Origin of the sequence: Streptomyces sp. NPDC047072 (genome assembly GCF_040643855.1) — a bacterium.
Lineage (GTDB): Bacteria > Actinomycetota > Actinomycetes > Streptomycetales > Streptomycetaceae > Streptomyces.
Genome location: NZ_JBEYVC010000246.1, coordinates 1 through 13114, shown reverse-complemented (window position 1 = coordinate 13114; position 13114 = coordinate 1). Strand labels below are relative to the sequence as shown.

9 protein-coding genes are annotated in these 13114 nt (G+C 70.1%); 1 reads left to right on the top strand and 8 read right to left on the bottom strand.

Features of this window, described 5'->3' with window-relative positions; translation table 11 throughout:
- Positions 1-78 precede the first annotated feature (78 nt).
- The 8 genes from ABZ896_RS49085 to ABZ896_RS49050 all read right to left on the bottom strand — a co-directional run bounded on the left by ABZ896_RS49085 (position 79) and on the right by ABZ896_RS49050 (position 10018).
- Positions 79-795: an ABC transporter ATP-binding protein gene (locus tag ABZ896_RS49085; RefSeq protein ID WP_360944733.1), complete on the bottom strand. Its 717-nt coding sequence runs from the start codon at positions 793-795 to the stop codon at positions 79-81.
- A complete protein-coding gene (locus ABZ896_RS49080) occupies positions 792-1649 on the bottom strand; it encodes an ABC transporter ATP-binding protein (protein ID WP_360944730.1) in 858 nt (285 codons plus the stop codon). The genes ABZ896_RS49085 and ABZ896_RS49080 overlap by 4 nt, the downstream gene beginning before the upstream one ends.
- A 5-nt stretch (positions 1650-1654) precedes the next feature.
- On the bottom strand, positions 1655-3430 hold the full coding sequence (locus ABZ896_RS49075) for a branched-chain amino acid ABC transporter permease (protein ID WP_360944727.1): 1776 nt from the start codon (positions 3428-3430) through the stop codon (positions 1655-1657).
- 5 nt (positions 3431-3435) lie between these two features.
- Positions 3436-4365, bottom strand: a complete 930-nt coding sequence (locus tag ABZ896_RS49070; RefSeq protein ID WP_360944724.1) for a branched-chain amino acid ABC transporter permease — start codon at positions 4363-4365, stop codon at positions 3436-3438.
- 134 nt (positions 4366-4499) lie between these two features.
- Complete coding sequence (locus tag ABZ896_RS49065) at positions 4500-5729, bottom strand: branched-chain amino acid ABC transporter substrate-binding protein (RefSeq protein ID WP_360944736.1); 1230 nt, start codon at positions 5727-5729, stop codon at positions 4500-4502.
- A gap of 226 nt (positions 5730-5955) precedes the next feature.
- The gene (locus tag ABZ896_RS49060) at positions 5956-6651 is read right to left on the bottom strand and encodes a hypothetical protein (protein WP_360944721.1); all 696 of its coding nucleotides are present in this window, start codon (positions 6649-6651) and stop codon (positions 5956-5958) included.
- 559 nt (positions 6652-7210) lie between these two features.
- Positions 7211-7684, bottom strand: coding sequence for a hotdog fold thioesterase (locus ABZ896_RS49055; RefSeq protein WP_360944718.1), 474 nt, complete (start codon positions 7682-7684; stop codon positions 7211-7213).
- A 54-nt stretch (positions 7685-7738) separates the two neighbouring features.
- A complete protein-coding gene (locus ABZ896_RS49050) occupies positions 7739-10018 on the bottom strand; it encodes an FdhF/YdeP family oxidoreductase (protein WP_360944715.1) in 2280 nt (759 codons plus the stop codon).
- Between the two features lie 161 nt (positions 10019-10179).
- Between ABZ896_RS49050 and polA the strand changes: the two genes are divergently transcribed.
- Positions 10180-12903, top strand: a complete 2724-nt coding sequence (polA, locus tag ABZ896_RS49045; protein ID WP_360944712.1) for a DNA polymerase I — start codon at positions 10180-10182, stop codon at positions 12901-12903.
- The last annotated feature ends 211 nt before the right edge of the window (positions 12904-13114 follow it).

Below are 13114 nucleotides of genomic sequence, written 5' to 3'. Positions count from 1 at the left end.
GGCATCCCCCCCGGCTGAAAATGGGGCGCCCCGCCCTCCCAGCGGGGCGCGCGGGCCTCGTCGTACGGCCGAAAGACCTCAGTCCTCGCCGAGGTACGCCTTGCGTACGGACTCGTCGTGCAGCAGGTCCTGGCCGGTGCCGGACAGGACGATGCTGCCGACCTCCATGACGTGTCCCTGGTCGGCCAGGGACAGTGCGGCCTGGGCGTTCTGCTCGACCAGGAGGATCGTCGTGCCCTGGGACTTCAGTTCGACGATCGTGGACATGATCTTCTGCATCATGATCGGCGAGAGCCCCATGGAGGGCTCGTCGAGCATGAGCAGCTTGGGCTGGGACATGAGCGCGCGGCCCATGGCCAGCATCTGCTGCTCGCCGCCGGAGAGGGTGCCCGCGGCCTGGTTGCGGCGCTCTCCCAGGATCGGGAAGAGGTCGTAGGCGCGCTGTATGTCCTTCTCGATGCCTTCCTTGTCCTTCCGGAGGAAGGCGCCCAGCTGGAGGTTCTCGAAGATCGTCAGGCGGGGGAAGATGTGCCGGCCTTCGGGGGAGTGGGCGAGCCCGAGCGCGACGATCTTGTGGGCGGGGATGCCGCTGAGCGGTTTGCCGTCGAAGAGGATCTTCCCGGAGGTGGGCTTCAGCAGGCCCGACAGAGTCCTGAGCGTCGTCGTCTTGCCGGCGCCGTTGGTGCCGATGAGGGTGACGACCTGGCCGGCCTCGACGCTGAAGGAGATGCCCTTGACGGCTTCGATCTTGCCGTAGGAGACCCGGAGGTCCTCGACTTCGAGGAGTGCGGTCACTGGGCTTCTCCCTTGGTGCTCGTGCCCTGCGCGTCGGCGGCGGCCTCGGCGGCGGCCACTTCGGTGGCCTCCGCGTCGCCCGGGGCGCCGTCGAAGGGTTCGCCGAGGTAGGCCGCGATGACGCGCTCGTCGGCCTGGACGACCTCGGAGGTGCCCTCGACGAGCTTCTCGCCCTGGACGAGGACGGCGACGCGGTCGCTGAGGTTGAAGACGAAGCGCATGTCGTGCTCGATGAGGAGGACGGCGATGCCCTTGTCGCGGATGGCGAAGACCAGTTCCTCGGTGGCGCGGGTCTCCTGGGGGTTCATGCCGGCGGTGGGCTCGTCGAGGAGGAGCAGGCCGGGTTCGGAGGCCAGAGCGCGGGCGATCTCCAGCTTGCGCTGTTCGCCGTAGGGGAGGTTGCGGGCGAGGTGGTCGCGCTTGGCCTCCAGGCCGATGAACTCCAGGAGTTCCATGGCGCGTTCCTCGCTGGCCTTCTCCGCCTTCTTGAAGCCGGGGCCGCGGAGGAGGGCCGACCAGAGGCCTTCCTTGGTGCGGGTGTGGCGGCCGACGAGGACGTTCTCGAGGACCGTCATGTTGGCGAAGAGGCGGATGTTCTGGAAGGTGCGGGCGATGCCGGCCTGGGTGACCAGGTGGGGCTTCGGCGGCAGGACGGTGCCCTTGTACGAGACCGTCCCTTCCGTGGGGACGTAGAGGCCGGTCAGGCAGTTGAAGAAGGTGGTCTTGCCGGCGCCGTTGGGGCCGATCAGTCCGACGATCTCGCCCGCGTTGACGGTGAAGTCGACCGAGCGGACGGCGGTGAGGCCGCCGAACCGCATGGTGACGTTACGGGCCTCGAGTACAGGTGTGGTCATGATGCTCACGCCCCCGCCTTCGTGACGGTGGGTTGGTCGGTCAGCGTTGTCGTGTCCGGCACGTCGAGTTGGCCGGTCTCGTGGAACTCGAGCTGGCGGCGCCGGTTGGCGATGATGCCCTCGGGGCGGAAGCGCATCAGGAGGATGAGCGCGATGCCGAAGGCCAGCAGCGACTTGTCCTGGAGGAAGACGAGCTTCTCCGGGAGCAGGTAGAGCAGTGCGGCGCCGAGGATCGGTCCGGCCACCGTGCCCATGCCGCCGAGGACGACCGCGGCGAGCAGGAAGGCGGAGTTCGGGGGCGTGGAGCCGGCGAACTGGTACGGCGTCGGGACGACGCTGTAGGTGACGTGGGCGCTGACGGTGCCGGCGAGGCCGGCGAGGGTGGCGCCGAGGGCGAAGGCGATGAGCTTGACGCGGAAGCCGTTGATGCCCATGGCGGTGGCGGCGGTCTCGTCCTCGCGGATGGCGATCCAGGAGCGGCCGATGCGGGAGTCGGCGGCGCGGGTGTAGACCAGGACCACTATGGCCATGATCAGCACCATGAGCAGGTAGTAGTTGGCGAACCGGCCGAGGGTGAAGCTGCCGATGTCGTGGGCTTCGCCGAGGTTGAACCCGAGGAGTTTGAGGTCGGGGATGGCCGGGATGCCGTTGGGGCCGTTGGTGAGGTCGGGGCCGGAGTCGCCGTCCATGTTGTTGACGGCGATGCGGAAGATCTCTCCGAAGCCGAGGGTCACGATGGCGAGGTAGTCGCCGCGCAGCCTGAGGGTCGGGGCGCCGATGAGGACGCCGAAGACCAGGGAGGCGGCGGCGCCGGTGAGGGCGGCGGCCCAGAAGGGGAAGTGGACGCCGGAGAAGCGGGAGAACTCCGAGCCGGAGACCAGGGCCGCGGTGTAGGCGCCGACGCCGAGGAAGGCGACGTAACCGAGGTCGAGGAGGCCGGCGAGGCCGACGACGATGTTCAGGCCGAGGGCGACCGTTCCGAAGATCAGGATGTTGACGCCGATGTTGGCGTAGTGGTCATCCGTCTGGGTGAACGGGAAGGCGATCGCGGCGGCGAACCCCATGGCGAGTGTGAAGCTGCGGTTGCGGGCGACGATCCCGGAGAAGCGGTCGGTGAGGCCGGCGGAGTGCAGGGCCCACATGGCGAAGGCGACGACGATGAGGTAGCCGACGAACAGTTCGCCGTACTCGGTGTCGATGCCGTACGTGAAGACCGCCAGGCCGATGATCGTGGCGACGGTGATGACCGCGCGCTCCAGCCAGGCGCTGAGGGGGTAGGGGGCGGGGATGCCGTCGGGCTTGACGACGTACGCCTTGAGGTTCTCCTTGGTGCCGGCGGTCCGCTCCTCGGGGAGGGCGAAGGCGCCGATGACCGGCAGGAGGGAGGCGACGGCCGCGACCCAGCCGCCCGGTTCGAGGTTTGCGAGGCCGCCGAGTTCGGCCGCGATCGAGATGATCGTGTACCAGGTCACGCCGAAGCCGCCGAGTGCGGTGAGCACCAGCGGCGCGTTGTTGCGGGCGGGGATGAGCCAGCGCAGGCCCCGGATGCGGTACGACGCGAGGGCGAACAGGGCGGTGAGGAGGCCGGCGATGAAGGTCAGCCACTGCAGGCCGCCCGGGTAGCCGGTGATCGTGAGGTCGCCGGGGAACTCGCTGGTCCAGGTCCAGGCGAGGAACGCGGAGGCCGCCGTGGCGATGCCGCCGACGAGGAGGAGCGCGCGGGCCGCCGCGAGGGGCAGCGGGATCAGGCCGCGGTTCGTGGTCGTGGTGGTGTCGGTCATCGAGATCACGCCCTGTCCGCGACGCGTTCGCCGAGCAGACCTTGTGGCCTGACCAGGAGGACGATGATGAGCAGGCAGAAGGCCCAGACGTCCTTCCAGGAGCCACCGCCGAAGAGGTGCATGCCGGGGATGTCGTCGATGTAGGCGGAGGCGAGGGTCTCGGCGACGCCGAGGACCAGGCCGCCGAGCATGGCGCCGTAGATGTTGCCGATGCCGCCGAGGACGGCCGCGGTGAAGGCCTTGAGGCCCATCAGGAAGCCCATGCGGTAGTCGATGTTGCCGTACTTCAGGCCGTAGGCGACGGCCGCGACCGCGGCGAAGAAACCGCCGATCGCGAAGGCGATCACGATGATGCGGTTGGTGTCGATGCCCATGAGCTGCGCGGTGTCCGGGTCCTGCGCGGTGGCCTGCATGGCGCGGCCGGTGCGGGACTTGCGGACGAAGAAGGCGAGCGCGGACATGCACGCGATGGCGGCCGCGATGAGGAAGATGTCGGCGTCCTTGATGGTGACGGACCCGATGTGGTGGGTGGCGTCGAGGCCGGGGAAGGCGACGGCGCGGTCGGCGTGCGGGTAGAAGTTGCGCACGACTTCCTGGAGGGCCAGAGAGAGGCCGATCGCGGTGATGAGCGGTGTGAGCCGTGGTGCTCCGCGCAGGGGCCGGTAGGCGAACCGTTCCGCTCCGACCGCGATGAGGACGGCGACGAGGCCGCCGCCGATCAGCATCAGCGGGACGGCCACGGCCATCGAGACGCCGTCGGGAAGGATGTAGAAGTAGACCGTGAAGGCGCCGAACGCCCCGGTCATGAAGATCTCGCCGTGCGCGAAGTTGATGAGCTGGACGATGCCGTACACCATCGTGTAGCCGATGGCGATCAGCCCGTACATCGAGCCTAGGAGCAGCCCGTTGGCCAGCTGCTGCGGCAGGGTGTTCACCGCATGGCCTCCATAGTCGCTGGTGGTCGTGTGCACAGATCGCGTGCAGGGAGTGGGATGTGGCAAAGGGCCGCGCGGTCGGGGTCCCCTTCCGCGCGGCCCGTGGTGTCGCTGGTGGTGCTGTGGGGCCTGGACTAGCCGAGGTTGGCGGTGCCGGTCTTCACAGCCTTCCACGCGCCCTTTTCGACCTGGTAAACCGTCAGCTGCTTGTTGGTGGTGTCGCCGTACTGGTCGAAGGAGACCTTGCCGGAGATGCCCTCGAAGTCCGACTTCTGGACCTCGTCGACGACCTTGGAGCGCAGGTCGTTGATGTCGCTCGGGACCTTGCCGCCGTTGGCGTCGACGGCGGCCTTCACGGCCTTGATGATGGCGGTGGTGGCGTCGTAGGAGTACGCGCCGTAGGCGCCGTAGTCACCCTTGTAGCCCTTGGACTTGTAGGTTTCGATGAAGGTCTTCGCGGCCGGCAGGGTGTCGGCGGGGACGCCGACGGCGGTGGCGAGGTCGCCCTCGGAGGCCGAGCCCGCGGTCTCGATGTACGTGGAGGCGAACATGCCGTCACCGCCGAACAGCGGGATGTTGACGCCGCCGCCCTTGAGCTGCTTGGTGATCAGCGAGGACTCGTCGTACTGGCCGCCGTAGTAGAGCAGCGAGGCCTTCGAGGTCTTGATCTTGGTGACGAGGGAGCCGAAGTCCTTGTCGCCGGTGTTGACGTGGTCGCTGCCGACCACGGTGCCGCCGAGCTTCTTGAACTGCTCGGTGAAGATCTTGGCGAGGCCGGCGCCGTAGGTCTGCTTGTCGTCGACGACGAAGACGGTCTTCTTCTTCAGACCGTTGTACGCGTAGTCGGCGGCGAAGCTGCCCTGCAGCTCGTCGGTGGTGGCGGTACGGAAGTACGTCTTGTACGGCCGCTTCTTGTCCGTCTGCCAGTTCTTGCCCTGGGTCAGCTCGGGGTTGGTGTTCGAGGGGGAGATCTCGACCATGTTGGCCGAGGCGAACACCTGCTGCATCGACTGGGCGACACCGGAGTTCAGCGGGCCGACGGCGCCGATGGCGGTCTTGTCGCCGGTGATGGCGGTGGCGTTGGACTGGCCGGTGGCCGGCTGCGCCTTGTCGTCGTAGGCCTTCAGCTTGAAGGTGACGCCCGGGACGAGCTTGTTCTTGTTGGCGTCGTCGACGGCGATCTGGGCGCCGTACTGGATGCCGAGACCGGTGGTGGAGTTCTCGCCGGAGAGCGGGGCGTCCACGCCGATGGTCAGGGTCTTGCTGCTGCCGTTGTCGCTGCTGTCGCCGCCACTGTCGTCTCGGGAGCCGCAGGCGGTGAGCGTCAGAGCCCCCGTCGCCATGACGGAGGCCAGGATCACCAAGGAACGTCGCACAATCAGTCCTTTCCGCAGGCACGCCCGCCCTCATGGGTGAGGCTGTTGCCGCGCTGGTACCGAACTCCCGATGGAGCGGTGACTGGCCGTGACTCTAAGCCCGGTTCGCAGGTAGGGGCATCGCTGAGCGCGGGCTTGTGACTTTCTTGTTATGCCGGGATTGACGGAGGGCTCGGCCGAAAGGGTCTCTCGGGCGTTATGGCTGGATTATTCCTCAGTCCGCATCGTGAGAACCTGCACTTCCGGTTGGTCGTGGGCGTTGCAGAAGTGTTGTCGCGGCGCATGCCCCGCGAAGCAGCTCCGAAAGGTCGCGGGAGTATGCGTCGCCGAAGATGAAACTGTGGTGCTGTATTGCGCGCATGTTACGCAGCGTGACGTCAAGAAAGGGCAGGTTGGCGTCGACGGGCAGATCAGAACAGTCGGAAACCGCTATCTCCACGGTGACTCTGCGAGTCGTTCCGGCGTGCACGGTGAAATCCTCGGGCAGGGCGTGCGCGGTGAGGCCGGCGAACGCGGCGCCGGTGACCCGGAGGGTGACGGGCGGCCCGCTGTAGACGTCCACGGCGAACCGGAAGCGGCCGCTGGTGGGGTGCGATCCGGCCGGTGCGGGCAGGTCGGCGGTGCCGAGATAGCGCCAGGCCGTGACGTTGGCGGGCCACGGTGCGGGGGTGTCCGGGGGGACGGGCCGGTCGTCGTCGGAGAGCGCGCGGGGGAGCAGGGCGCCGGCCGTGACCAGTGCGAGGACCGTCCCCAGGACGGTCCTGCGGGCCCTGGGCGACAGCGCCCTCCAATGGCCGCTCCAGTAGCCGCTCCAGCGGTCCGTCACCCGCGCCCGATCGACGCCGATGACGTCACAACTCTCCTCCACATCCGCCGAGTTGACGGGCTCGACGGGGCCGATACCGGTCATGGGGAAACGGTAGGCGAGCGGGGGGCTCGTGGACAGTCGGGGGTGGGCCGGGGCTGGGAGCCGGTGGCCGGTTCTGGAGGGTGGGGGCTTCGGGCTGGGGCCGGGTTGCTGGGTGGCTGAGGCGTGGCGTGCCGGAGTGGAGGGCGTGCGGGGAAGGCGCCGCCGAGCAGGGAGGGGCTTCCGGTCCGGGCCGGGGGGTCCCGCCGGTTCGCGGAGGCGCCCGCCGACACGGGGATGGGGCCCGGGGGGCGTGGGGGGCGGGGAGCGTTTGCCGGCCCGCAGAGTCAGCCCCGGCGCGCCGAGCAGCTCTCCGATGCGGGTGAGCGGCTGTCGTGGTGCGAACCGTGCTCGGGCCGGGGAAGCAGCCGTCAGCCGCGCAGGGGCCCCGGAATGTCCGGCGGTTCTCGGGCCGGTGACGCGGCTGTCCGCAGCGACGGCTCGCCGTCCGCGGGGGGCCGTTCCCGGAACGTAGGAGGCGGCTCCCGGTGTCCGGAGGTGGCTTCCGTTCCCCCGGACGCGGGCTCCGCGTGCCGTGGGGAGCCGGCGGCCGTCCGGTGGGTCAGGCGGCTGCCGTGCCCGTCGGGGCGTCTCTGAGGAGGCAGGTGAGGCGGGCGCTGCAGACGCGGTGGCCCGCTTCGTCGCTGATCGCGATCTCGTACGTCGCCGTGGAGCGCCCCCGGTGCAGCGGTGTGGCCACGCCGGTGACCAGCCCCGACCGCGCCCCCCGGTGGTGCGTGCAGTTCAGGTCCACGCCCACCGCGATCTTCGAGCTCCCGGCGTGCAGCATGGCGCCGACGGAGCCGAGGGTCTCGGCCAGCACCGCGGACGCGCCGCCGTGCAGCAGCCCGTACGGCTGGGTGTTCCCCTCGACCGGCATGGTCCCCACGACCCGCTCCGCCGAGGCCTCCACGATCTCCACGCCCATCCGCGTGCCCAGATGCCCGGCCGAGAACATGGCGACCAGGTCGATGCCGAGCGCCGCGTACTCGTCGATGACCTCTTGAGGGAACTTCACGTGCTGCTGCTCGCCCATGGGCCCGGGCTCCGTTCGTCATGATCGCTACGACTGCCTGTGCTGAGCAAACGCTCAGTCGGTCGCCGATTGTTCCAGACGGACGACGACGGACTTGCTGGCCGGGGTGTTGCTGACGTCCGCGGTGGAGTCCAGCGGGACGAGCACGTTGGTCTCCGGGTAGTACGCGGCCGCGCACCCGAGGGCCGTCGGATAGTGCACGACCCGGAAACCGGGCGCCCGCCGTTCCACGCCGTCCTTCCACTCGCCGACGAGGTCGACGTACGACCCGTCGGCGAGGCCCAGCCTGCGCGCGTCCTCGGGGTTGACCAGGACCACCCGGCGGCCGCCCCGGATGCCCCGGTAACGGTCGTCGAGGCCGTAGATCGTGGTGTTGTACTGGTCGTGCGAGCGCAGCGTCTGCAGCAGCAGCCGGCCCTCGGGCAGCTCGGGGTACTCGACGGGCGCGGCCGTGAAGTTGGCCTTGCCGGTGGCCGTGGGGAAGCGCCGCTCGTCGCGCGGGGCGTGCGGGAGGGCGAAGCCGCCGGGACGGGCCACACGCGCGTTGAAGTCCTGGAAGCCGGGGACCACGCGCGCGATGCGGTCGCGGATCGTCGCGTAGTCCTTCTCGAACTCCTCCCAGGGCGTGCTGCTGCGCTCCCCGAGCACCCGCCGGGCGAGACGGCTCACGATGGCCGGCTCGGACAGCAGCTGTCCGCTCGCGGGCTCCAGACGGCCCCGGGAGGCGTGCACCATGCCCATGGAGTCCTCGACGGTCACGAACTGCTCGCCGGAGCCCTGGAGGTCGCGCTCGGTGCGGCCCAGCGTGGGCAGGATCAGGGCACGCGCGCCCGTGATCGCGTGCGAGCGGTTCAGCTTGGTCGAGACGTGCACCGTCAGCCGGGCGCGCCGCATGGCCGCCTCGGTGACCTCGGTGTCGGGGGAGGCGGAGACGAAGTTGCCGCCCATGGCGAAGAAGACCTTCGCCCCGCCGTCCCGTAGCGCCTTGATGGCGCGCACCACGTCGAAGCCGTGCTCGCGCGGCGGGGCGAAGCCGAACTCCTTCTCCAGGGCGTCCAGGAAGGCGGGCGCGGGCCGCTCGAAGATGCCCATGGTGCGGTCGCCCTGGACGTTGGAGTGGCCCCGAACCGGGCACACGCCCGCCCCCGGGCGGCCGATGTTGCCGCGCAGCAGAAGGAAGTTGACCACCTCGCGGATGGTCGGCACCGAGTGCTTGTGCTGGGTCAGGCCCATCGCCCAGCACACGATGGTGCGCTTCGAGGCGAGGGCCAGGGCGAGGGTCTGCTCGATCTCCGCGCGCGTGAGGCCGGTCGCGGTGAGCGTCTCGTCCCAGTCGGCGGCGCGGGCCGCCGCGGCGAACTCCTCGAAGCCGTGGGTGTGGTCGCGGACGAACTTCTCGTCCACCGCGCCCTCGGTCTCCAGGACCAGCTTGTTCAGGAGGCGGAACAGCGCCTGGTCGCCGCCGAGGCGGATCTGGAGGAACAGGTCGGTGAGCGCGGCGCCCTTGAGCATGCCCTGGGGCGTCTGCGGGTTCTTGAAGCGCTCCAGGCCGGCCTCGGGCAGCGGGTTGACGCTGACGATCTTCGCGCCGTTGGCCTTGGCCTTCTCCAGGGCGGAGAGCATGCGCGGGTGGTTCGTGCCGGGGTTCTGCCCGGCGACGATGATCAGGTCGGCCTTGTACAGGTCCTCCAGCAGGACGCTGCCCTTGCCGATGCCGATGGTCTCGGACAGGGCCGAACCCGAGGACTCGTGGCACATGTTGGAGCAGTCGGGAAGGTTGTTCGTGCCGAGCTCGCGGGCGAAGAGCTGGTAGAGGAACGCGGCCTCGTTGCTGGTGCGCCCCGAGGTGTAGAAGACGGCCTCGTCGGGGGAGCCGAGGGCGGCGATCTCCTCGGCGACGATGTCGAAGGCGCGCTCCCAGGACACCGGTTCGTAGTGCGTACCGCCCTCGGCGACGTACATGGGGTGGGTGAGCCGCCCCTGCTGGCCGAGCCAGTAGCCGCTTCTGGTCGCCAGGTCGGCGACCGGGTGCGCGGCGAAGAAGTCCGGGGTGACCCGGCGCAGGGTGGCCTCCTCGGCGACCGCCTTCGCGCCGTTCTCGCAGAACTCCGCGGCGTGCCGGTGGTCCGGCTCCGGCCAGGCGCAGCCCGGGCAGTCGAAGCCGTCCTTCTGGTTGACGCGCAGCAGCGTCAGCGCGGTGCGCTTCACGCCCATCTGCTGCTGGGCGATGCGCAGGGTGTGCCCGATGGCGGGAAGCCCCGCCGCCGCATGCTTCGGCTCCGCGACCTGCGGCGCGTCCTGAACCGGGTCGGCCTTCGGCGGCTTCGATGCCATCGCGCGCTCTCCTTCGCGTACATGTGCGAGGTACGTCACCGATCCTCGCACGTGGGGGTGACATCGGGGGCGGGAGGCTCGGCGGGCCGCCTCCGCTTCGCGACAAGCCCCGCAGGGCAGGTGGCGGTCGACTGTCAGTGGGGCGTGGCAGGATCGGGGGCGTGGCAGAGACAGCATCGAAGAAGACCGACAACAGCCCCGGCAGCCGCCCGCGCCTGATGCTCATGGACGGGCACTCGCTGGCCTACCGCGCGTTCTTCGCGCTGCCCGCGGAGAACTTCACCACCGCGACCGGCCAGCCGACGAACGCGATCTACGGCTTCGCGTCGATGCTGGCCAACACCCTGCGGGACGAGGCGCCGACCCACTTCGCGGTCGCCTTCGACGTCTCCCGCAAGACCTGGCGCTCCGAGGAGTTCACGGAGTACAAGGCCAACCGCTCCAAGACCCCGGACGAGTTCAAGGGCCAGGTCGAGCTGATCGGCGAGGTCCTCGACGCGATGCAGGTCTCCCGGTTCGCCGTGGACGGCTTCGAGGCCGACGACGTCATCGCCACCCTCGCCACCCAGGCCGAGGCCGAGGGCTTCGACGTCCTGATCGTCACCGGCGACCGCGACTCCTTCCAGCTGGTCTCCGAGCACACCACCGTCCTGTACCCCACCAAGGGCGTCTCCGAGCTGACCCGGTTCACCCCGGAGAAGGTCTTCGAGAAGTACGGCCTGACGCCCGCCCAGTACCCCGACTTCGCGGCCCTGCGCGGCGACCCGTCCGACAACCTTCCCGGCATCCCCGGCGTCGGTGAGAAGACCGCCGCGAAGTGGATCAACCAGTTCGGTTCCTTCGCCGACCTGGTCGAGCGCGTCGACGAGGTCAAGGGCAAGGCGGGCCAGAACCTCCGCGACCACCTGGAGGCGGTCAAGCTCAACCGCCGCCTCACCGAGATGGTCCGCACCGTCGAGCTGCCGAAGACGGTCGCCGACCTGGAGCGGCTGCCGTACGACCGCAAGACGCTCGCGATGATCCTCGACACCCTGGAGATCAGGAACCCCTCCCTGCGGGAGCGGCTGCTGGCCGTCGACCCGGGCGCGGAGGAGGCCGAGGGCACCCCGGCCGCCGCGCCGGGCGTCGCCGTGGACGGCACCGTGCTGGGCACGGGCGAGCTGGCCCCCTGGCTCGCCGAGCACGGCACCGAGGTCCTCGGCCTCGCGACCGTCGACACCTGGGCGCTCGGCACCGGCTCGGTCGCCGAGGTCGCGCTCGCCGCGGCCGGCGGTGCGGCCGCCTGGTTCGACCCGTCCCAGCTGGACGAGACCGACGAGCGGGCGTGGGCGGCCTGGCTGGCCGCCGCGGACCGGCCCAAGGTGCTGCACAACGCCAAGGGCGCCATGCGGGTCTTCGCCGAGCACGGCTGGAGCGTCGAGGGCGTCTCCATGGACACCGCGCTCGCCGCGTACCTCGTCAAGCCCGGCCGCCGCTCCTTCGACCTGGACGCGCTGTCCCTGGAGTACCTGGGGCGTGAGCTGGCGCCCGCCGCCACGGCCGACGGGCAGCTCGCGTTCGGTGCCGACGACGGTGCGGAGGCCGAGGCGCTGATGGTCCAGGCGCGTGCCGTACTCGACCTCGGCGAGGCCTTCGAAGGGCGCCTGGAGGAGGTCGGCGCCGCGGATCTGCTGAGGGACATGGAGCTGCCCACGTCCGTGCTGCTGGCCCGTATGGAGCGGCACGGCATCGCGGCCGACCGCGCCCATCTGGAGGCCATGGAGCAGATGTTCGCGGGCGCCGTGCAGCAGGCGGTGAAGGAGGCGCACGCCGCGGCGGGGCACGAGTTCAACCTCGGCTCGCCCAAGCAGCTCCAGGAGGTCCTCTTCGGCGAGCTGGGCCTGCCCAAGACGAAGAAGACCAAGACCGGGTACACCACGGACGCCGACGCGCTGGCCTGGCTCGCCACGCAGACGGACAACGAACTGCCGGTGATCATGCTTCGCCACCGTGAGCAGGCCAAGCTGCGGGTGACGGTCGAGGGCCTGATCAAGACGGTCGCGGCGGACGGGCGTATCCACACCACGTTCAACCAGACCGTCGCGGCGACGGGCCGGCTGTCCTCCACGGACCCCAACCTCCAGAACATCCCGGTCCGCACGGACGAGGGCCGCGCGATCCGCCGGGGCTTCGTGGTCGGCGAGGGCTTCGAGTCCCTCATGACCGCGGACTACAGCCAGATCGAACTGCGCGTGATGGCCCACCTCTCCGAGGACGAGGGCCTCGTCCAGGCGTTCACCTCCGGCGAGGACCTGCACACCACCGCCGCCTCGCAGGTGTTCGGCGTCGAGCCCGGCGCGGTCGACGCGGAGATGCGGCGCAAGATCAAGGCGATGTCGTACGGCCTGGCGTACGGGCTGTCGGCCTTCGGGCTCTCCCAGCAGCTGAACATCGACGCGGGGGAGGCGCGGGCCCTGATGGACGCGTACTTCGAGCGGTTCGGCGGGGTGCGGGACTATCTGCGCCGGGCGGTCGACGAGGCGCGGGCCACGGGGTACACGGCGACGCTCTTCGGGCGCCGGCGCTACCTGCCCGACCTCAACAGCGACAACCGCCAGCGGCGTGAGGCGGCCGAGCGGATGGCCCTCAACGCGCCGATCCAGGGCACGGCGGCGGACATCGTCAAGATCGCCATGCTCAAGGTGGACGGCGCGCTGCGCGAGGCCGGGCTGACCTCCCGGATGCTCCTCCAGGTCCACGACGAAATCGTCCTGGAGATCGCGCCGGGCGAGCGTGCGGCGGCGGAGGAGATCGTCCGCCGCGAGATGTCGGACGCGGTGCGCCTGAGTGTGCCGCTGGGGGTCTCGGTGGGTTCGGGAGCGGACTGGGAGTCGGCAGCGCACTAGCCTGCGGCGCGGGGGCGGGTTGTCGTCTGCGGGTTCGGTGGGGGCGGGCGTTTTGCGCAGTTCCCCGCGCCCCTGAAAAGCCGCCCACGGTTCGGTGGGGGGTCGGGGCCGGGGGCGGGGGGTATCGAGCCGATCCGGGACTGGCGGGAGGCGCTCACCGAGGCGTTCCCGGCGCTGGTGAAGGCCGAGCGGGGCTGAACCGGAGAACAAC